The sequence below is a fragment of the Psychrilyobacter atlanticus DSM 19335 genome, from assembly GCF_000426625.1.
GTDB lineage: Bacteria > Fusobacteriota > Fusobacteriia > Fusobacteriales > Fusobacteriaceae > Psychrilyobacter > Psychrilyobacter atlanticus.
Map to the genome: position 1 here is coordinate 825,284 of NZ_KE384548.1, position 21,177 is coordinate 846,460.

The 21,177-nt window shown below is 32.8% G+C and carries 27 protein-coding genes; all 27 read left to right on the forward strand.

What is annotated here, in order from left to right:
* The first annotated feature begins 49 nt into the window (after positions 1–49).
* The 27 genes from K337_RS0115780 (at position 50) to K337_RS18835 (ending at position 21,146) form a co-directional block, all read left to right on the forward strand.
* Positions 50–889, forward strand: coding sequence for a macro domain-containing protein (locus tag K337_RS0115780; RefSeq protein ID WP_028857447.1), 840 nt, complete (start codon positions 50–52; stop codon positions 887–889).
* Between the two features lie 31 nt (positions 890–920).
* Positions 921–1,730 (forward strand): toll/interleukin-1 receptor domain-containing protein, encoded by an 810-nt coding sequence (locus K337_RS0115785; RefSeq protein WP_028857448.1) that lies wholly within the window; start codon positions 921–923, stop codon positions 1,728–1,730.
* A 164-nt stretch (positions 1,731–1,894) separates the two neighbouring features.
* Positions 1,895–2,041 carry a hypothetical protein gene (locus K337_RS20035; RefSeq protein ID WP_156877410.1) on the forward strand — a complete coding sequence of 49 codons (147 nt, stop codon included), beginning with the start codon at positions 1,895–1,897 and terminating at the stop codon, positions 2,039–2,041.
* A 291-nt stretch (positions 2,042–2,332) separates the two neighbouring features.
* On the forward strand, positions 2,333–2,581 hold the full coding sequence (locus K337_RS0115795; protein WP_028857449.1) for a hypothetical protein: 249 nt from the start codon (positions 2,333–2,335) through the stop codon (positions 2,579–2,581).
* A 110-nt stretch (positions 2,582–2,691) separates the two neighbouring features.
* Positions 2,692–3,747: a hypothetical protein gene (locus K337_RS18805; protein ID WP_051251844.1), complete on the forward strand. Its 1,056-nt coding sequence runs from the start codon at positions 2,692–2,694 to the stop codon at positions 3,745–3,747.
* A gap of 147 nt (positions 3,748–3,894) precedes the next feature.
* Positions 3,895–4,197: a hypothetical protein gene (locus K337_RS0115805; protein ID WP_028857450.1), complete on the forward strand. Its 303-nt coding sequence runs from the start codon at positions 3,895–3,897 to the stop codon at positions 4,195–4,197.
* Positions 4,190–4,696: a hypothetical protein gene (locus K337_RS0115810; RefSeq protein WP_028857451.1), complete on the forward strand. Its 507-nt coding sequence runs from the start codon at positions 4,190–4,192 to the stop codon at positions 4,694–4,696. Before K337_RS0115805 ends, K337_RS0115810 begins: the two co-directional genes overlap by 8 nt.
* Before the next feature lie 404 nt (positions 4,697–5,100).
* The gene (locus K337_RS0115820; RefSeq protein WP_028857453.1) at positions 5,101–5,553 is read left to right on the forward strand and encodes a hypothetical protein; all 453 of its coding nucleotides are present in this window, start codon (positions 5,101–5,103) and stop codon (positions 5,551–5,553) included.
* On the forward strand, positions 5,553–7,337 hold the full coding sequence (locus K337_RS18810; RefSeq protein WP_051251846.1) for a phage terminase large subunit family protein: 1,785 nt from the start codon (positions 5,553–5,555) through the stop codon (positions 7,335–7,337). Before K337_RS0115820 ends, K337_RS18810 begins: the two co-directional genes overlap by 1 nt.
* Entirely contained in the window at positions 7,337–7,573 is a 237-nt protein-coding gene (locus tag K337_RS18815; RefSeq protein WP_037030030.1) for a hypothetical protein, read from the forward strand. Before K337_RS18810 ends, K337_RS18815 begins: the two co-directional genes overlap by 1 nt.
* Positions 7,574–7,598: 25 nt before the next feature.
* On the forward strand, positions 7,599–8,282 hold the full coding sequence (locus K337_RS19435) for a phage antirepressor KilAC domain-containing protein (RefSeq protein WP_051251848.1): 684 nt from the start codon (positions 7,599–7,601) through the stop codon (positions 8,280–8,282).
* Positions 8,283–8,291: 9 nt separating this feature from the next.
* Positions 8,292–9,815: a phage portal protein gene (locus K337_RS18825; RefSeq protein ID WP_051251850.1), complete on the forward strand. Its 1,524-nt coding sequence runs from the start codon at positions 8,292–8,294 to the stop codon at positions 9,813–9,815.
* Positions 9,802–10,926: a head maturation protease, ClpP-related gene (locus K337_RS19440; RefSeq protein ID WP_051251852.1), complete on the forward strand. Its 1,125-nt coding sequence runs from the start codon at positions 9,802–9,804 to the stop codon at positions 10,924–10,926. Before K337_RS18825 ends, K337_RS19440 begins: the two co-directional genes overlap by 14 nt.
* Before the next feature lie 15 nt (positions 10,927–10,941).
* A complete protein-coding gene (locus tag K337_RS0115850; RefSeq protein ID WP_028857454.1) occupies positions 10,942–11,265 on the forward strand; it encodes a hypothetical protein in 324 nt (107 codons plus the stop codon).
* 31 nt (positions 11,266–11,296) lie between these two features.
* Positions 11,297–12,325, forward strand: a complete 1,029-nt coding sequence (locus K337_RS0115855; RefSeq protein ID WP_028857455.1) for a major capsid protein — start codon at positions 11,297–11,299, stop codon at positions 12,323–12,325.
* A 10-nt stretch (positions 12,326–12,335) separates the two neighbouring features.
* Positions 12,336–12,647 (forward strand): DUF7210 family protein, encoded by a 312-nt coding sequence (locus K337_RS0115860; protein WP_028857456.1) that lies wholly within the window; start codon positions 12,336–12,338, stop codon positions 12,645–12,647.
* Positions 12,637–12,954, forward strand: coding sequence for a head-tail joining protein (locus tag K337_RS0115865; RefSeq protein ID WP_028857457.1), 318 nt, complete (start codon positions 12,637–12,639; stop codon positions 12,952–12,954). The genes K337_RS0115860 and K337_RS0115865 overlap by 11 nt, the downstream gene beginning before the upstream one ends.
* A 22-nt stretch (positions 12,955–12,976) precedes the next feature.
* Positions 12,977–13,528 (forward strand): phage tail protein, encoded by a 552-nt coding sequence (locus K337_RS0115870; RefSeq protein WP_028857458.1) that lies wholly within the window; start codon positions 12,977–12,979, stop codon positions 13,526–13,528.
* A gap of 9 nt (positions 13,529–13,537) precedes the next feature.
* A complete protein-coding gene (locus tag K337_RS0115875) occupies positions 13,538–14,017 on the forward strand; it encodes a hypothetical protein (RefSeq protein WP_028857459.1) in 480 nt (159 codons plus the stop codon).
* A 9-nt stretch (positions 14,018–14,026) separates the two neighbouring features.
* Positions 14,027–14,317 carry a hypothetical protein gene (locus K337_RS0115880; protein WP_028857460.1) on the forward strand — a complete coding sequence of 97 codons (291 nt, stop codon included), beginning with the start codon at positions 14,027–14,029 and terminating at the stop codon, positions 14,315–14,317.
* Positions 14,317–15,765 (forward strand): phage tail sheath family protein, encoded by a 1,449-nt coding sequence (locus tag K337_RS0115885; RefSeq protein WP_028857461.1) that lies wholly within the window; start codon positions 14,317–14,319, stop codon positions 15,763–15,765. The genes K337_RS0115880 and K337_RS0115885 overlap by 1 nt, the downstream gene beginning before the upstream one ends.
* Complete coding sequence (locus K337_RS0115890; RefSeq protein ID WP_028857462.1) at positions 15,765–16,280, forward strand: phage major tail tube protein; 516 nt, start codon at positions 15,765–15,767, stop codon at positions 16,278–16,280. Before K337_RS0115885 ends, K337_RS0115890 begins: the two co-directional genes overlap by 1 nt.
* A gap of 142 nt (positions 16,281–16,422) precedes the next feature.
* Positions 16,423–16,776, forward strand: coding sequence for a phage tail assembly protein (locus K337_RS0115895; protein ID WP_028857463.1), 354 nt, complete (start codon positions 16,423–16,425; stop codon positions 16,774–16,776).
* Positions 16,777–16,911: 135 nt separating this feature from the next.
* Complete coding sequence (locus K337_RS0115905; RefSeq protein ID WP_028857464.1) at positions 16,912–19,308, forward strand: phage tail tape measure protein; 2,397 nt, start codon at positions 16,912–16,914, stop codon at positions 19,306–19,308.
* Positions 19,301–19,516 (forward strand): tail protein X, encoded by a 216-nt coding sequence (locus tag K337_RS0115910; protein WP_028857465.1) that lies wholly within the window; start codon positions 19,301–19,303, stop codon positions 19,514–19,516. Before K337_RS0115905 ends, K337_RS0115910 begins: the two co-directional genes overlap by 8 nt.
* A complete protein-coding gene (locus K337_RS0115915; protein WP_028857466.1) occupies positions 19,513–20,547 on the forward strand; it encodes a phage late control D family protein in 1,035 nt (344 codons plus the stop codon). The genes K337_RS0115910 and K337_RS0115915 overlap by 4 nt, the downstream gene beginning before the upstream one ends.
* Entirely contained in the window at positions 20,547–21,146 is a 600-nt protein-coding gene (locus K337_RS18835) for a phage baseplate assembly protein V (protein WP_051251854.1), read from the forward strand. The genes K337_RS0115915 and K337_RS18835 overlap by 1 nt, the downstream gene beginning before the upstream one ends.
* Positions 21,147–21,177 lie beyond the last annotated feature (31 nt).

The following is a 21,177-nucleotide window of genomic DNA, read 5'->3' on the forward strand; positions in this document are numbered from 1 at the left end:
AGGAAAAGATATAAATAAAAGAATTATTTAAAAGGGAGAATATAAGAAAATGAAATGGAAAATGTATCAGTTATTTAAAGCAAAAATTAATATTTTAAAAATGTATTTTATGATAGTAGGAGTTATTTCGTCATTTGCAACGATAGTTACCTCCATTTTTCCAGATGTTAGTAACTACTTTATTGGATATGGAATTAAATCTCTACTTCTATTCTTTGGAGGATTACTTATATGTGCTATAATTTTTGAATTAAATTTATTATTTCAAGTAATTAAATTTCAAGTAACTAAAAAAATAGAAATGGGAATATCAGTAGGCAATATCTTAAAAAAAAATAGTATTATAGTAATACCTGTTAATGAGTATTTTGATGTCGTTGTAGATGACAATATAATTGCAAAAGAAAGTTTACATGGTCAATTTATTACTAACTTTTTTGGTGGAAATACTGAAGAATTAAAAAATAGAATCAAAGCAAAATTAGATGGGAAAGTCGGTCTATTAGGAAATAGAAATGAAAAAAAATATCCTTTAGGGACTGCTATAAAACTAAAAGAAGAAGGAAAAACGTTTTTTTTGATAGCACTTTCAAAATTTGATGAAAATGATAAAGCATACTCAAGTATGGAAGAATATAAAAAAGTTTTAGAATCTTTGATCTCATATATCCATATAAATTCAAATGCTAAAAAAGTATGTATTCCTTTAATAGGTGCAGGGCAGAGTGGAATAGAATTAACAGAGCAAGGAATTTTAGAAAATTTAATACATATGTTTAAATTAAGGGGAGAAGTAACTGTCTCAGGAGGAATAGAAATAGTAGTATATACAGGCGATGCTTGCAAAATAAATTTAGCAAGAATAAGGTCAATAGTAAACGAACAATAAAAATTAGAAATAACAGAAGGAGGATTAGAATATGAAAGTTTTTATCAGTTGGTCTGGTGTAAGAAGCCAAAAGGTAGCTGAATTACTTAACGATTGGATGCAATGTGTTATTCAAGCTGTCAATCCATGGATGTCTTCAAAAGACATTGATAGGGGTTCTTTATGGTTTTCTGAAATTAACGACCAACTATCAGATACAAATGTGGGGATTATATGCTTAACACAAGAAAATAAAAATAAACCTTGGATACTATTTGAAGCGGGAGCTTTAGCTAAAGGAATTAATTCTAGTAGAGTTTGTACATTTTTAATTGATTTACAATCATCTGATGTTGGAAATCCATTGGCACAATTTAATCATACATTTCCAGAAAGAGAAAGTGTTTTGGGATTAGCAAGAACTATAAATGCTTCACTGAAGGAAAAAGCGTTAAAAGAATCAATTCTTGAAAAAGTTTTTGATACATATTGGTCTAAATTTAAATCTGATTTTGAAAAAATCATATCAGAAACACCTGATGAAGAAGTTGTAAGTGAAAGGACTGAAAATGAAATTCTCCGTGAAATTTTAGATTCTACACGTGGAACCGATAGAAGATTAAGAGCACTGGAAAATAAAAATAATCGAGGTGAATTGATTAAAGAAGAATCTCAAAATACATTAGAATCTATTAAACAAAATAAATCTGTGTCACTTCAAATGCTTCGTAGTAAGGTAAAAAACTTATTATCCTATGGTTTTACAGCTGAGGAAATTTTTCAGGAATTATCGATGTATAATTGTACTTTAAATACAATAAATAAACTTATAGATACAATTGAGAATTCATCAAAGATATAAAAAAGTTAGAAAAGTCTAATAAAATCAAAGATGATAAAAACTAAGACACTAAGAGTCAAAATAATTTTGGCTCTTTTTTTATTTTATACTTAACAGGAAAAAATATTTATGCTATTCTTAAAATAAGACCGAAGAAAAAAGTTTAATTGAGGAGGATATTTTATATGGAAAAAAAAAACAAAGACAAGACCGAAAAAATGTGTGAAGTTATCAAAAAGCAAAAGACCAATAAATTCACAGGGAAAATGGAGATCAATTTCTTTAATGGAGTTCCTGAAACAATAAAAAAAACAAGTTGTGAAAAAGTTTAGTTGCGAACTGAATAAAAATAATGTATATTTAAATTATAGTAAATAAAATTAAATAATTAAGTGGAAGGTTGAATTTCAAATTGAGCTAATCGATAAAAAGAAAGCAGATTTGTCAGCATAAGACCTTTGACCATGAACCAAACGTATAAAGCCGGGGTACATGATATAGACGATATAAGTCTATACATGTACTTCGGCTTTTTTTATTTTTTATAAGGGAAATAGTTAATTTAACGGGAAACTATTCAACATTGAGAAGGTGGGAACTCAATTACCCGATAGGGGGAGAAGATGAATTGGAAAGAACAAAGGGAATTAAGACAAAGTCAGATGAAAGCCCTGGAAGATGAAAGAAAGGATCTTGCCAAGATAGGGTGGAAATCTATGGGGAAGATAGAAAGAGATCAATTATACAAGAAAATAAATTTTGATTGGGATAATATGCATAAATTTATAAGGGATAGAATACCTTCCAAAGAGGGATATGTAGCATTAGAGATAGAAAACTATTGTGTAGAGAAAGCTAGGAAACTAAAATAAAAAATTTATGTATTTTTAAAGATATTGCAATGAAGTGGACCTCCTAAAACAAATCACTATTGCAGTATCTCTATGAATATATAAATTAAATGAGGAGGTGAACCTATGAAATGCTAAACAGAGATAAGTTAGAAAGAATTGGAATAGATAAACTGGTCCTCTCCGGGATAAAAATAGAAACAGATAAAAAATCATTGTTTACTGAAGGTCAGGGATGGGTAGAAGAGAAGTTTGAAATCAAAGAAGAACTCTTCAGTATAGAGAAAACTATTAAGCTCTATGAAAGCGGGGAAGTCAGAGAAGTTACATATCTAAGGTTTAATCCAAATAAACTCCTACACGGACACAATATATATAATGCAAGAAATTTTGAACTAAAAGAATCTATTAACAGATTAATGAGTTTATTAAATGACAAGAAGATCTATATAGATCTTTCTGAAGCTAAAATCAGTGAGATAGAGATAAATATAAACCTGGATCTGATCTTTGAAGAATATAAAGAAGTATTTACTCTTTTATTCCTGAAGCTGCCTAAATTAAGAAAGATAGGTAACATTAATTTAAATGAATCATATAAAAAACTATTTGCTGATTCTACACTAGATGGTGGATGGAAGAACCATAAGGTCAGAGTCTATGACAAAAAAAGGGAAGTAGATGATAGCAATCTTTTAAATTTTGAATTAACCAGGCTTGAATGGTGGTTGTCCAGTTCAACATATAAATACTATGCCACTGAAAGGTTTAATATCGATAATACCCTAGAAGCATTATTAGAAGACCATAATATCTTAGACAATATATTTATTGAGTTATGCCGTGAAAAACTATTTAAAGAAGCATATAGATACCTGGAAAAAGAATTAGTACCAAACTTAGAACTGAGTTACTTAGACTTTAAAAGATCGAATAAGCTGGCTAGGACTACTGGTAGAAAAGCAAATACAAATGTATATAAATATCTGGAAGATAACTCCTGGATATTTGATTCATTAAATTTAATAGAGATAGTTAAAATCCATGATAAAAAGCATCGTGGAAGGGAAATAAAGAGAATAAAAGATAAATATCCTCACTTAAATAACAAAGGAAAGTTAAGTTATTTAGTGAGTATAATTTTGCCCCACAAATCCCAATTAGTGGGGCAAAATAAAAAGGACTAATTTCTTTTCAAAGTCATATAAATTAAAGTTTTGAGAAGAAATGAAAAAAAATAATTGTGACACAGTTTCCCTATATAATGAGGCAGAAAATTTAAAGTGATTTATGACATTATTATGACATAAAAATGAAGTTTGGAGGTGAGAGTCATGATGCTAAAAATGAATGACAAAGATTTTACTGAAATGATAGAGAGTGCAGAGAAGTTTAAGATCTCATCTTTTCAAACAGATAGATCGTTAGAAACTATAAATATCTTTGCAAACAGTTATGTATATTCTTTTAATAGTCCTGGCTTTGATGTTGTAAGTAATAAAGATCCATCTAAGCTCATGGAAGCAATCATAAAGAAGATAAATACGGAAGCAGTAATGGGGAAGTTACTTATAGATCTAATAGAAAAAAGATCTGGAGTAGATCTAAGTGGTCAAAGGCTGATTACTGATGAATAGATACAGAAAAATTAATAATGATAAAAAGAAAGACATGAGAAAAGCATATGAAGCCGGAATGGATCTACTGGATATATCAATTGAGTATATGGTCAACTATGGAACCCTTAGGAACATTTCCAGTAAAGAAAGTTGGAGTAAAGGAAAGACTAAAGCAATATTACAACAGGCATTTATTGAAGATGATATTACCAAAAGAGTTAAATTAAGAGATAAAGTCATTACTGATTACAGGACTCTTCACCAGTCTAATTTATCTTATCTCATGGAATTGAATACTAGTGGAACGAAGCCAAAGGTCAAAGCTCATGAAGAAGCTCTAAGGAATCGAATAGCAGCCACTACAGAACTGTATAAGCTAGGTAAGGAACTATTCAGTCTTCAGACATCTACAGAACAAATAGACTATAAGTTAAAGCAAATTAAATATGAAGAATCAAAGAAAGTTGTTACAAAAGAAAAAGGTGTGATGTTTATGGATGAAGAAGAGGATGGATAAAAATAAAAAGGGCTAAAGAGCCCTAATTATTTCTGAGTATTAATACTTGAACAACAATACCAACAACCATCAGCGTTACAATATCCTTCGTCTTTAGCATCTGTTAGTGCATCATCATCATCTAGATACATTCCTAGCATATTCATCTCTACTAAAGATATATGCGGACACACTGATTTGTGAATAGTATGAGTTATATCGTCAATAAAATAAGTCATAAAAACACCCTCCCCAAGGTAGAAAAAATACTACTCATCCTAATCTTAACACAAAAAAAAGTAAAGTCAACTTAAAAAAAAAAGGTACTGTGAGAGCTTTAAAAAAAAGCTTTGCGGTGGGTCGGCGCGGAACTTTGACCGTAACAAAATTTTTATTCGGGACTTCCAAAATTTTTAGGAGGATATATGGGACAAATAATTTTAATCAGTGAAAAACAGTTAGCCAAACAGTTTTTAATTACTGAAAGACAAGTAAGAACTCTATTTAAGAATTTCAAATATGCTCCTGGAGAATATCTCTATGGGAAATGTGTTAAGGAGTATATTAAACAGATCAAAAGTAAAAATGGAGATCATAATCTTGGAGATCAAAAGTTAAAAAAAGCAAAAAGAGAAACACAGGAATTTAATTTAAAAATATTAAAAGATGAATATTACCCTGATCATGTAGTCAGAGGGGCCTTGTCTGATATGTTCATAAAATTTAAATCTCAGCTTCTCAGTACCAGTAGAAAAATAACCATTGAGATAGAGCAAAATGAAAAACCAAATATTAAAAAAATTGTAGAAAAACATGTATTAAAAGCCTTGGAAGAATTAGAAAAATATGATCCTCCAAGTAATAAAGGTGATAAATAATGAGTGGTAAGAAAAAAGTAAGAAAGTTATTAAAAGAATGCCTGGAACTGTTAAAGCCACCACTTAAATTAAGTATCAGTGAATGGGCAGATGCAAATAGGATCTTATCTTCTGAAGGTTCTAAAGAAATTGGAGCCTGGGAAACTAAGAGAACTCCATACATGATAGAGATCTATGAAAGACTAGAATCTGGAGAAGTTAGAGAAGTAATACTTATGATGGCTTCGCAACTCGCGAAATCAGAATTTATTAATAATATCTTCGGAAAATATGCACATCTAGATCCTTGTCCAATGCTCTTGGTACAGCCGACAGATACCATGGCAATAGCATATTCCAAGGAGCGGATAGCTCCAATGATAAGAGATACTTATGTTTTAAAAACTAGGATTAAAGATGCTAATTCAAAAAACTCAGGGAATACAGTTTCACACAAGATGTTTCCGGGAGGATATCTTGCTTTTATAGGATCTAATTCACCAAGTAAGTTAGCAGCCAGGCCAATCAAATTAATTTTCTTTGATGAAGTAGATCGGTATCCGGAGTCTTCAGGTAGAGAAGGGGATGTAATATCTCTTGGGAGAAAGAGACTGACAACCTATGGTGATGAAAGTAAATGTATTATAACTGGAACACCTACCGTAAAGAATAAAAGTGCCATAGAAAAAGAATTTGCAAACGGATCACAAGCAGTATGGAAGTTACCTTGTCCCCACTGCGGAGAGTACCAGGTATTAGATTTTAAAAATTTAAAGTGGATTGATGATGATCACGAAACAGTAGAGATGGTTTGTAATGAATGTGGAGCTTTATCACATGAAAAAGAGTGGAAAAAAGGAAATCAGTCTAAAGGGAAATGGATACATAAGTTTCCTGAAAAGAAAAAAAAGTTAAGCTATCACCTAAGTGCATTAGCTAGTCCATGGAGAACCTGGGAATCAATTGTTGAAGAATGGATAGAATCCCAGGGTGATATGGAGAAAATAAAAACTTTTAAAAATACTGTCCTAGCTGAAACATGGGAAGAACAGAACATCAAAACGATAGACTATATGACTCTATTTAAAAGAAGAGAAAGCTATAAAGCAGAAATACCTGAAGGAGTGCTACTACTAACTGCAGGAGTCGATGTGCAGCATAACAGAATAGAATTAGAACTTGTAGGATGGGGATTAGGTCGTGAAAGTTGGGGAATTACATACCAGGTGTTTTATGGAAACCCTTCAAAAGAAGAAGTTTGGAATGAACTGTATGAGTTTTTAAAATCAGATTTCTACTTTGAAGATGGAACTCCATTAAAGATCTTTACAACTTGTATCGATACTGGTTACAACACACAAAATGTATATAACTTTGTATCTGATAAAGAGGATGAAAGGATCTTTGGAATTAAGGGGCAGGGTGGAATAGTACCAATAAATAACGGATTTAGAAAAACTAAGAATAATGAAATTAACCTTTATTCTGTAGGAGTCAATGCACTAAAAGATTCAACTATGAGTAAATTGAGGATAAAAAAGAAAGGAAAAGGATATTGTCATTTTCCTAAAAGCCCAACAAGAAACTACACAGAAGAATATTTTATGAGTTTAACTGCCGAAGTGAGAGATCCTAGTAGCAATAAATGGATAAAAATCAGAGAAAGAAATGAAGGTTTAGACCTTAGAAACTACTCTGAAGCAGCATTGGAAATATATGACTATGATATGAAAATTTTAGCAGCATTATCTAAAGAAGATTTAAGTTTATTATCTAAAGTTGGATATCTAGAAAGGGAGGAGTAATGAGTGTAACAGGAATAACCTTGGAGATGTGCCAGGAAAAATTAAAGATGTATTTAAAAGCTGAAGAAAAAGTCTTACTAGGCCAGGCATATAACATCGATGGAAAAGAAGTTACTAGAGCAGATCTAGGAAGAATTTTAAAAGGAATTGAACTGTGGGAAGAAAGATGTAGAAAATATGGAAATCCCAATGATGTGGGAATGATAATAGAAAATATAATACCAGGAAGACATTAGGAGGATAAATATAGAATTAATAAAAGTGGATAAAAATATAACAATAACAAGTAATATGATCGCAGAATTGACAGGGAAAGAACATAAAAATGTAATGAGAGATATACAAACAATTATTGAAAATATTGGTACTAAAGAGGTGAGCTCAGATTTGAGCCCATCTAATTATATTGATAAATTAAACCGAACAAAGCGAAACTATACTTTATCTAAAGATGGTTTAATGTTGGTTATTACAAAATATTCAGATATCCATAGAATGAAATTAATAAAGTATGCTAGATCTCTAGAAGCACAACCAAAAGAGTTATCAGTTGTAGAAATACTAGAGCAGTCAACTAAGATGCTAAAGCAATTAAACAATAAAAATATAGTTTTAGAAAATAAAATTGAAAAAGATAAACCTCGGGTATCTTTTGCAGAAACTATTGAAAAATCTAGTGAGTGTATCTTGATCAGAGAGTATTCTAAGATCCTAGCTAACGAAGGAATCAAGTTAGGAGAACGAAAGCTATATGCTTGGTTAAGAAATAAAGGATACATTCAAAAAAATAGTACTGAGCCAACTCAAAGAGCTGTTGAGCAAGGGTTATTTAAAGTATCCGAAAGAATTGTTAAAACAGTTAAAGGAGAGATCCTAAGTCAAACAACTAAATTGACAGGTAAAGGCCAAATATTCTTCATAGAAAAACTAAAAATTAGTTCTTAGGAGGTAAGAATGGAACTATCATTAAAAAAAATGTTCCCTGGATTAGCAGCTAGGAGAATAAGAGCAGAGACAAAGCTTTATCATGCTGAGAAAAGCTATGAAAATATAGTCCAATATCATAACCATGGAGCAGGAACTCAAAATGCTATGGATTATGACGATGAAATAAATAGTGCTGATGTGGATATTGGAGAATCGAAAGATACCCTTGTGGCTAGATCCAGAGATGAATTCATGGGAAACGCCATAGCAAATGGAGCTATAAAAAGAATTAGATCTAATGTTGTAGGTGTTGGAATAAAGCTTAAAGCATCTATAGACAATAGTATCCTAAACCTCGAGCAAGAAAAGAAAGAGGAGATAGAAAAAAACATAGAGAACCTATGGAGAATGTGGGCAGGATCAACTGAATGTGATTGGGGAAGACAATCTAAATTAAGTCATATTCAATCACTAGCTATCTTAACATCTCTAATTGATGGAGAATGTTTTGCAGCGCTATCATTTAAACTTCATCCGGGTGAGTTATTTGGTTTGAAAGTAAGGCTATTAGATCCTGCTAGTTGTATTAATCCTTCAGACGCTGGAGAAAAAGATATTAAAAACGGTGTAGAAAAGGATAAAAACGGGATAATAACTGCTTATCACTTTAAAAAGAATAAAGATGGATCTGAAACTACTAAGATTCAAGTTCATGGGAGTAAAACAGGAAGAAAAAATTTATTGGTTCTCATGGATAAAGAAAGAATAGGTCAGAGAAGAGGTATTCCCCTAATTGCTCCAGTTCTTGAGATCCTCCATCAAATGAGAAAGTTTACCCATGCGGAACTTATGGCAGCTACTATAAATTCATATTTTACAGCTTTCTTAGAAAATGAAACACAGGAAACTAAACAAAAAAGTCCTTTTAAAAGTAAAAATGGAAAAGATTTTAAGCTTAAAAGTGGAGCTTTTAACCACTTGGCTCCTGGACAAAAAATAGTATTTCCTGATTCTAACAGACCTAATTCAGGGTTTACTAAATTTATGGATACTATGTGTGTTCATTTAGGCGCAGCTTTAGAATTAGCTCCTGAGCAATTACTTCTTAAGTTTTCTAATAACTATTCGGCTTCAAAAGGAGCCTTATTGGAGTCCTGGAAGATGTTAAAAACTAGAAGGCAGTGGTTTACAGATGATTTTATGCAGCCTATCTATGAGGAGTTTTTAGATTATTGTGTGGCCATGGACTATATCGACCTTCCTGGATATGAAGACCCTTTTAAAAGAAGAGCATATCTTAAAACACAATGGTTTGGACAAGCTCAGGGGTCATTAGATCCGAAAAAAGAGGCTCAAGCTGCAGAAATTAGAATCAAAAATAATTTGAGTACAGGTGGAAGAGAAAGTATGGAGCTCAATGGTAGTGATATTGATGATAATATCGAGCAACGTGGAAGAGAAGTAAAGAAAATAAAAAAATATGGATTAGCAAATAAGGGAGAACCTAAAAAAGAAAAAACTAAAGAAGGTGAGGAAGATGAGCTTACTTAATGCGGTAATGATAAGCAAAAAGAAAGCAGAAATAAGGATCTATGGTGTCATAGGTGAGGGTTGGTTTGCCGACGCTACTCCTAAGAGCGTCAATGAAGAATTAGATACATTAGGAGATATCAGTGAGATAGATGTAAGGATCAATTCTCGAGGTGGAGGAGTATTTGCAGGGTGTGCTATATATAACAGTTTGAAAAGGCATCCAGCTAAAGTAAATATATTTATCGATGGTATTTGTGCCTCTATTGCCACTGTAGTAGCCATGGCAGGGGACACGATACATATGAGTAAGGTTTCTATGATGATGATCCACAACCCATATTATGGGGCGACTGGTGGAGAAGCTAAAGAACTTAGAAAACAAGCTGATGACCTGGATCAATTTAGAGAAGTATCCATAGAAGCCTATCTAAGCAAAGTTAACATAACTCGTGATGATCTTATAGAGAAAATGGATGCAACTACCTGGATGACCGCTAAGACAGCTTTAGCCCATGGTTTTGTAACTAACATAGAGAATGAAAGTAAAGCTCAAATGAGTTTTCAGAATAATATGCTTATGTGCGGTAGTGAAGAAATTTTAAATGTATCAGAATTTAAAAATCTAGATGAATTTTTAGAAAAAGAAAATATTAAAAATAGTATGAAAAAAATAGAAGATCCAATAAACAAGAATTTAGAAGATAAAAAAGGAGCTGATAAAATGAATTTAGAGCAATTAATGCAAGAACATCCGGAACTATATAAACAAATAGTTCAAGTAGGAGTTAGCCAGGAAAGAATAAGAATTCAAAACCTAGAAACAATAGAACAAAGAGCAGGAAGGCCATTGGATTGTATCCAAAAAGCCAAGTTTGAAACTCCAATAGAAGCTACTAATCAGGAGTTAATTAATGATGTTCTTCAAGAGATGGCAACTCAGCCTAAAAATACTGAAGTCCCACCTAAAGTTGAGAATAAAATGGAGATCTTACTAAACAAAATCGATGATGCAAAAACCGGAGGAGTCCAAGAACAAATATTAGATGGAATGACTCCAGAAGAGATGAAGATAAAGCAGGAAGAGGAAGAGATAGATGACATAGTAGCGTTAGCAAATGGAATCGAATAAGGAGAGTGATTTTAAATGGGTAAAGAAACAATAACACCTGAAAACCTGAAAGCCGGAGGAGTAGTTCCCTATCTAGTAGAACCTATGGGATTTATTGCAGGGACTTATACTAGAGGGATGCTCTTAGAGTTAGATCCTGCCACTTTAAAACTATCAAAGTGTACAAATGAAACTAAATTCTTTGGAGTATTGAGTGAAGATGTAGTGGTAGCAACAACAGAAACAGCAATGGTTTACGTCAGCGGGATGTTCTATAAAAATGGAGTTATCAAAGAAGATGCTACAGATATAGAAAAGATAAGAATACACGGTATTCCTAAAAATATCTATATGAGATAAAAATTTAAATAAGAATAAGGAGTGATTTAGAATGGCAGGACCATATGAGGCAAGAAAGATAACCGCAGCAATAGAAAGAGTAAAAAGACCAGTTAATTTCCTATGGAACATCTTAATTGGTAAAGAGATAGAGGAAGTAGTCCAGGAGATCGAGATCCACTCAAAAGACAATGGAAGAGTAAGAGCAGCATTTGTAGGGCCTTTATCTAATGGAATACTTATTGAAAGAGATGGATTTGCAGTTGAGAGATATAAGCCGCCGTTTATCTCTTTAAAGATACCTGCGACTGCTGACTCAGCATATCATCAGCAATTTGGTGAAGGAATCTATGTTACTGGTAAAAAAGATCTGAATAAGATCTTAAAGAAACAGGTAGCAGAAGATTTAAAGACTTTAAAAACAATAGCCCATAGAACTAAGATCTGGGCATTATCTCAATTGATAATGACTGGAGTATTCCCTATGGGGAATGGAAAAGAAGGGATTAGATATGGAAATTTTGCATTAAAGGTATTAACAGGATCAGATAAGTTTGATGCGGTTGATTCAGATATCATTGGATGGTTAAGTAATCAAAAACTTGAGGTCCAAAAGAACACAGGAAATGTTGTTGATACAGTAATTGTTACTCCAGATGTAGCCAGATCTATTATCAACAATAAAGTTCTTATGGAAAAAATAAAAATTCTAAATAGTACTCTTATTGATCTTAATCCAAAAGAAAAAGAACCAGGTGTTTCATACATTGGGTATATCCCAGAGATAGACACCAAGATCTATTCATACATGGATTGGGTAAAAGAATATGGTAAAGCTACTGAAGAGCCTATCTTGCCTGATGGAACACTTTTATACTTTAAAGCTAAGAGTTTTAGAGTAAATTATGGAAGTTTCCCATTCAGAGAAAAAATCACTGATAGAGCAAAAATATTTGTTGGAAAAGAAGCAGTAAAAACTGTTCCTTCATCTGAAGGTAATACAGATCTATTAGAAATTAGATCTTCACCATTAATCATACCGGAAGATGCTCAAGGCTGGGTCGCAGCTAAAGTAATATAGGGAGGTAACAATGAAAAAATGTAAAGTTAAATTAACAGCCATTGAATATAAGGGAAAGACGTATAAGCCAGGGAAAGTAATCGAATTAGATGATAAAGATGCAGCAGATCTTATTAAATCTGATTTTGTAGCTGAGATAAAACCTCACTTCCAGGAAGAGAAAACTCCTGAAGAGTTAGCCCAGGAAGAAAGAAGAAAAGAACTGGATGATCTAACTATTCCTGAATTAAAAGAGATGGCAGTGGATATGGAACTACAATTAGAAGTAACTAAAAAAGCTGAGATTATAGAAGTTATTATGGAAGCTGAAGATGAACTTTAAAGATATGATGGATGAAGATTTGGATCTCCTCTTTGACCCTGAAGAGATAGGAGAAAAGGTTATCTTTGAAGATAATGAAATCGTGGTGGTTAAATCTTCAGAAACCTTTAGGACAAAGTATAAAGGTAAAGCTGAAGAGATGGGGATCTATACCAATGGAGTCTGTGTATCTATCAGGAAAACAGACTTTCCATCAGGTTTAGCACCTAATGACAGAGTAGAGATGGACAATGAATCCTATGAAATTCTAGATATAGAAGATCTGGGGAACACATACCGGATAGATATAGCTACTAATTATAGATAATTCCTACTGAAGGTGAAATTTTATGATTGAGATCGATAGTAAATTAATGGATAAAATTAAAAAAGAACTGGAAGGCATAACAGATGGTATTGAAAGTGTAGTTTCAGGTGCTGCTAATAAGGCAGCCCTGGAAGCTAAAAGAGATATTGTGAGTCGTATTATTGATGAATTCTATATCGATAAGAAGCCCATAAATGCCAGTATCACAATAAAAAAAGCCAATGAAAGTAATACAGTAGCCCAGGTTAAAAACAACAGGAAAAAGGATACATTTACTCTTAAAAGATTTAAAGTAGATATCCCAAGTAATGGTCCCATCAAGGTAGCTCAAAGCAGAAGTGGTGGGATAAAAGAGTTAAAAAGAGGGTTTGTTAATGCTCCTAAGAATCAACCTGGAAACCTTCAGGTATTCAGAAGAGATGGAAAGAAAAGAAATCCAATTAGTTTACAAAGAGGATACTCTACCGGTGGAATGTTAGAGACAAATAATGTAATCGAATTTATTGAGGATCTTATTCAAGAGAAACTAGAAAATAACTTAGGTACACAAGTAGAAAAATTCTTTGAAAAATAGGAGAAACCTATGTCAGTTAGAAACCTAGAGCAAGAGATAAAAAGAAGAATAACTGAAGCAGTAAAAGGTATTCAGTTGATAAATGATAAAGGTGAATTTGTCTTACCGCTAGTTGAAACAGGTGCATTGCCTAAATCAGCAGTAAGAGGTGAGCCATATATATTAATCCAAACTACCCATATTGAAGATAAAGAACTAAGTGGTATCGCAGATATCAATATTTTGTATGGAACTATTGGATTAAGTAAAAAAGATGAAAATCAAGAGGATTTAGTTAAACAAACTCATGCTACCGGTCATTGGGATGTACTCTCAGTGATAGATAAAATCAGGGAGGATTTCTTCAAAGATACAAACTTTCAGTTTGGAATATTAAAGAGATCTATGAAGCATGAGGTATACGGAGAAATTAAATTCCCTCATTACCTAGGTGAAACTAAATGTACCTTTGAAATAGCAGTAACGCAGCCACAAGATGACTATCTGTAAGGAGGAATGATGGCAGTAAAAAAAGTAACTAAAAAGAAAAAAATAGAAGAACCAAAAGAGATAAAAAAAGAAAGCACATTTTATATAGGTCCAAGAGTACAAAGAGGGATTTTAGATAAAGGAACTATCTTTCGGGGAGATCTTCCTGAAGAAGTAAAAAAATTAAAAGAAAAATATCCATCTATAGCTTCTCTATTTGTTTCTGAAGATCAATATGTAGAATCATTAAATGAAATAGATCAACCAGGAACTATAACAAACATCCTTTTTAATAAAGCATTAGAGGAGGTAATGAAATAATGGGATCTATAAATCATGGAGTAAAAACAAGTGAATCTTCTACCTCTATAGCAAGTGTAATAGAAAGTGGTAATTGCGCAGTAATTATAGGAACTGCACCAGTAAATCTAGCAAAGTCACCTAAGATAAATACCCCCGTTCTTTGCTATTCAGAAAGAGAAGCAATAGAAGCTTTTGGATATTCAGATGAATGGGCCAGTTATACCCTTTGTGAAGCTATAGATGTATTCTTCAGGCTATTCAAAGTAGGACCGGTAGTCTTTATAAATGTTTTAGATCCTGCTACTCACAAGGAAGCTGTCAGTGATGGAGCTATCACATTTACTAAGAAAAAAGGAATTATAGCAGACAAAGGAATCCTGTTACCTAGTCTATCTTTAAAACAATCTGATGATAGTCCAGTTCCTAAAGATAAATACACAGCAGTATTCAATGAGGATGGTTCTGTAAGTATCATAGTTATAGATGAAACATTAGCAGAAACTCTAAACACAGGGAAAGTAAGCTACGATAAACTAAAGCCTAGCTTAGTAACTGAAACAGATATTATTGGAGGTATTGATACAACTACTCTTAAAACTGAAGGAATAGCTTTAATAAATCAGGTATTTCCTAAATTTAATAAGGTTCCTAATATCGGATTAGCTCCTGGATGGACAGATAAAAGTAAGGTTATGACATCCCTAGTATCTGCTATGAAAAGTATAAATGAAGTTTTTACTGGAATAGCATTAGCTGATATAGATGCAACTACTATCGATAAGTATAACAAAGTTCCTGCATGGAAAAACGATAATAGTTATATCCATGAGAATTTGTATAACTTTTGGCCAATGGCTTTAATCGATAAAACTCTTTATCACATCTCTACTCTAGTAGCAGCTTCTATTTACGCAGTAGATACCAAAAACGGAGATATTCCATATGAATCACCTTCCAATAAGCCTCTTAATATTACAGGGATATGCCTAAAGAATAAAACAGAGGTCGATCTCCTATTAACCCAGGCAGATTATCTAAATGATAATGGAGTAGCAACTTCTATTAACTTTAATAATGGTTGGAGACTATGGGGGAATAGAACCGGATGTTACCCATCTAACACAGATATCAAAGATAATACTATTTCTTGTAAGAGAATGTTTATCTGGGATAACAACAACTTTACTTTGACTTACTGGTTAGATGTAGATAAGCCGGCTAACAATAAGCTCATGGATAAGATAGTAGACAGCTATAACGACTACTACAATGGTCTAGTCACTACAGGAGCTATATTAGGTGGAAGGATTGAGTTTAATAAACAGGATAATCCTACTACTAAGTTAATGGATGGGAAGTATAACTTCAAAAGATATATGACTCCAGTAGGAGTAGCAGAAAAGATCGAATCAGCTCTAGAGTATGATACAGAATACTTAAAGAAACTATTTGGAGGTGGTAAGTAATGAATGGATTTCCAATATCCCTAAAGGGATTTACTCTATATATAAATGCATTATTAGAAGTAGGAACTGTAGATGTAGAACTGCCTAATATTCAATTTATGACCGATACAGTTACAGGATCAGGAATAGGAGGAGAGTTAGAAGTTCCTATTGCAGGACTAACTAAATCAATGACTATGAAGATCAAGAAAAGAGCAGTTAACAGTCAATTCACAACACTCGTTGCGCCTATCATCCACCAATTAGCTTTTAGAGGTAAAATTCAAATGGCTGATCCTGGAAGTGCAATAGGTAGAGTTAAAGAAAGAACTATAAGGATCATGGCTAAAGTAATGCCTAAGAGTAAGAATTTAGGGAAAGCAGAAACAGCTAAAGCTATGGATACAGAAGCAGAATTTGAAGTAATTAGTATAAGAATATTTGTAGATGAGATTCCAACTCTTCATATCGATAAATTAAATAATATATTTGCAGTAGATGGAATTAATTATCTAGACGATGATGACTTCCTATAAAGGCAAAAGAGTTCTTGTATAGTCAACAAGAACTCTTTTCAAGAAATAAATAACGGTATTAATATTTACTGTGGTTTTATATTAATACATTAGTATAATTACCTTGAAAAATACTGAAAGTCAAGTAAAAAAGGAGAAATTAATGAAAGAAAATGAAGAACTTAAATTAGCAGAAGATAAAAAGAAAAAAGACTATGTAACTGTAGTCGGTGGAGTAACTACTATTAATTTAAAACATCCTATTAAATTTAATGATGTGGAGATCAAAGAAGTTAAGATGGATTTTAATTCTTTGACTGGAGCAAAGTTATGCGAAGCAGAGGTAGTCTCTCAGGGTAAATATTACAGTCCTAGTTCAGAGATTAAATTCGGACAGGCATATCAAGCTGCAGTAGGAGCAGCTGCAGCAGACCTTCCATATGAAGCAATCTTAGAATTAAAACATTCTGATTTTGATATCTTAGCAGAAGTGGTAAAGGGTTTCTTATTAGCTTAGATTTAAACAGCACTGAGAAGCTTTTAAAACTAAGAACTATGATGATAAAAATCGGTCAAGTTACTAAAACAGGAATAGAATTTTTTAGTGATTTAAAACTGAGAGATTTCGTTAAATGGATGGAGGCGATACCTGATGAATAGAGATTTTATTATTAAGATAGGTGGAACCCTTAATCCATCAGTAAAGAAGAGTTTTAGTAAGGCTAGTAAGGAACTAGAAAAATTAGGCTTGGAAATGAAGCAGATGAAAACAAGGAGTAAAGCTTTAGGAAAAGCCAAACAGGAAAGCTCTAAACTAGAAAATCAATTCATTAAAAGTCGTTCTCAATTTCAAAAAAATAGCAAGGAATCAGAAATTTTAGCAGATAAGATTGAGCAATTAAAGATTCAGGTTAATGGATCGGGAAAAGCCAGTAAAGCCGCAACTATTGAATTTAAAAAAGCATTACAAACACAGAAACAATTAGATAAGAATCTGGTTAAATCAAAAGAATCAACAGAAAGATATAGTAATGAATTATCTAAAGCTAAATCAAGGGTATGGATGCTATCTAAAGGTGAAAAAGAACTTGGAGACAAGATGCAGAGAAATCTTAAGATCCAGGAAAAAATGAGAAAAAGTCAGAAGCGATTTAAAAGCCATAAAGAGAATGGCCAAAAAAGAATGAAGAAAATGATCCCTCCTGCTCTCATGATCGGAGTAGGAGTTAAATTAGCTATAGATGATGAAGCTGCATTTGCAGATGTGAAAAAACAATTAAGTATCAGTGATCCTAAAGAGATCCAAAAATTTAGAAAAGAACTATTGCAGACAACAAAGGATATTCCTTTGATGAACACTGAGATATATGAAATAGCTGCAGCTGCAGGTCAAGCTGGTATAGAGCAAAAAGAACTGGCTAAATTTACCGCTGATACTGCAAAGGTAGCCGTTGCTTTTGGTGTTGATGCAGATAAAGCCGGCGGGAATCTTGCTACCTGGAGAACTTCCCTTAAGATGACTCAAACAGAAGTCATGGGATTAGCAGATCAGATAAATACATTGGGAGATAATATTAAAGTTACTCCCGCTCAAGTAAGTGATATTGTAACAGCCATGGGACCTTTAGGAAAAATGGCTAATGTTACAGTATCGGAAACCGCTGCTTTAGGCGCAAGTCTTATTGATTTTGGTGTTAAAGATGCAAGTACTGCCAGTACTGCACTAAGAAAACTATATTCCACTATGAGTAGTGGAGAATCAGCCAGTAAAAGTAGAAAAGAAGCATTTAAGGCACTAGGATTTGACTCAGGACAGATTGCAAGAGATATGCAAAAAGATTCTATGGGAACTATAAAGAAGGTTCTAGGAGCATTTGAAAATGTAGATAAGAGTAAACGAATGTCTATAGGAACCATGCTATTTGGTGAAGAAGCAGTGGGAGCACTCCTGCCTTTAACCAATCAGTTAGGGAAATTGCAGAATAACTTGGATCTTATAAATGATAAGAAAAAAGTGGCTAATAGTGTTAATAATGAATTTAACAATGTGAATGGCACTGCTTCAGCTCAATTGAAAATATTAGGAAAATCACTACTTAATCTAGGTCTGGCTTTTACTAATTTCTTACTTCCCCCTTTAAAAGTTCTGACTAAATTATTTACTAAAGGCTCACAGATAATTACAGGATTTTCACAAAAATTCCCAGGACTAACAGAGTTTCTAACTCTAACAGCAACAGGATTTGTAGGAGTAAATTTAGCTATTGGAGCAGCTACTTTTGGAGTAGGTGCTCTGGGTACAGCTTTTACTGCACTAATGTCTAATCCGATCCTTTTAATTTTAGCTGCAGTTGCAGCAGGTGGATATTTAATCTATAAGAACTTCGATAAGATCGAATCTAAAACTATAGAACTATGGAATGGATTTAAAACCAATATAGGAAAGATGAAAGATAAAACTTTAGAGTTATGGGATGTATTTGAAAAATCCCCAATATTTAAAGTATTTGAGTACAGTCCTTTAGGAATGTTTTTAAAGGGTATTAAAAGAATATATACTTGGTATAAGAAATTTAAAGGTGAAAAAGGAGAAGAAAATCAAGTTACTTTTAGCAAAAAAGTTAATTCTCAATACAGTTTAAACGGTAAACCAAGATTAAACCCCAATATTCCTAAATATGCTACAGGAGGAACAGTCACTACCCCTCATTTAGCCATAGTAGGAGATGCCCCAGAAACTATAGTTCCTCATGATGGAACCAGACAATCAAAAAGCCTTTGGTATCACGCAGGAGCTAAGTTAGGAATGTTTGCTGGAGATGGGATCCCATCCTTAACTTCCAAAGTTGAGAAGAAATTAGTTAATAATTCTACCGATAAAAAGATAGAGATTAAGGTAGATTTTAATCCTACTATCCAAGGTAATGTAAATAATATCAGTGAGATCCTAAAAAAATCAAGTGAGGATCTAGCACAAATAATCAAGAAAATTGTTAAAGATACAATTGCTGAAGAAACTAAATTAGAGAGGAGGCTAAGTTTTGATTAGAGAAGTGGATATATACAAAACTATCCAGGGAGATACCTGGGATAATATTAGTTTCAAAGTATATGGAGAAGATAAATTCTCTAAATCATTAATAAGAGCTAACCCAAGATATATGAATATAGCCATCTTCAGTGGTGGGATAGAGTTGATATGTCCAGATATCCCTAATACTAGAAACTTAATCCTTCCACCTTGGAGGCAGCCATGATATCCAGGAGAACCTATATAATCGTTACTTATGAAGGTAAGGATATCACAGGAGACATATCTTCATATATTCAAGGGTTCTCATACACAGATAACCTAGATAAAGGTGATAGTGTGACCCTCAGCCTCACAGGGGATAAATGGATAAAAGAATGGGCTATCTTAAAAGGAGATAAGCTCAAAGTCGAATTAGGAGTAATTAATTGGAGAAATGAAGGAGATAACAGGATCTTAAAATGTGGAACTTTTACCATAGATGACCTTTCTTTTTCAGGGACACCAGACACTATGCATATCTCAGGAACTTCTATAGATATAACTAAAGATCTAAAAGGAGTAAAAAAAGACAATACTTGGGAGAATGTATCTTTAAGAGAGATTGCTCAAGAGATATCAAATATTTATTCCATGGATCTATTCTATGACTGCTCTAAAGAATTTACCTTTGACAAGGTGAATCAACTAAAAGAGTCAGATGCTAGTCTACTAGCGAGATTATCAAAAGAACAAGGGATGGCCTTGAAGATAACTATGGATAAAATCATTCTTTTTGATGAAAAGACATATGAAGACAAAGAAACCGTAGTTACTTTTAATAAATCAGATCTAATGAGCTATGACCTTCAATGTGACGATCTAGAGGTCTATGATGGATGTGAACTTACATTCTATGATCCGGTCTTGGGAGAACTCCTAAAAGGAAAATATGAAGCTCCTATGAGTTCTTTCTATAAAGTAAAAACAGGAAAGATCCTCCATAAAAATGTAGATACAAAAGTTACAGGAACTACTAAAGAAGAAAAAGAAAAGTTTTTAAATGAACGAGCAAAAAAGATACTTAGAAATATGAATAAAAATGAAACAAAAATGAAAATATCTCATATGGGAGACCCGGAATATTTAGCAGGTTTAACAACTAAAATTTTAGGTTTTGGAAGATATGATGGAGTCTATCTAATAACTTCAGTTACCCATGATATTACCAGGGAATATACCTGCGGTTTAAATATGAGAAGGAGGTTGGACTTTTAATGGAGTTTAGGTTTTTAAGGACTGGAAAGGTATCATCTATAAGTTATAAGATGACTACAGCAAGGGTAGAATTTGATGACACTCCTGGGAAAATATCTAAACCTTTACAAGTTCTAACAGATCATACGAATAAAGAAAGAAGTTATTCAATGCCTAGTCTAAAAGAAAATGTAGTTTGTATTTTTTTGCCAGGCTCAAATGAGGGAGCAGGCTTTATTTTAGGTAGTTATTCAAGTGAAAAGAATCTACCAAAAGATACCGGTAAGATAAAATATATTATCTTTCCTGATGGAACTAAGGTCAAATATAACTTTGAAACCCATCTATTAGAAGTTGATTGTATAGGAGATATAGATATAAAGGGAGCTAATAACGTAAATATATCTTCTAAAAACATAGTGATTACTAGCGATAATCTAACTATTAACTCAAAAGCTACTTCTATTGCAGGAACTTCACTAGCTATAGATGCAATAACAACAGCTAAAAATATCACAGCTGAAGAAGTAGGAGTAAGCAAATTAACCACTCCTAAAGGAGATGTAGACCTCCATAAACATAAAGATGCAGAAAATAGACCAACTACAGTACCAGAATAGCATTTTTATATAGTAAAAGCCTTAACTTCGC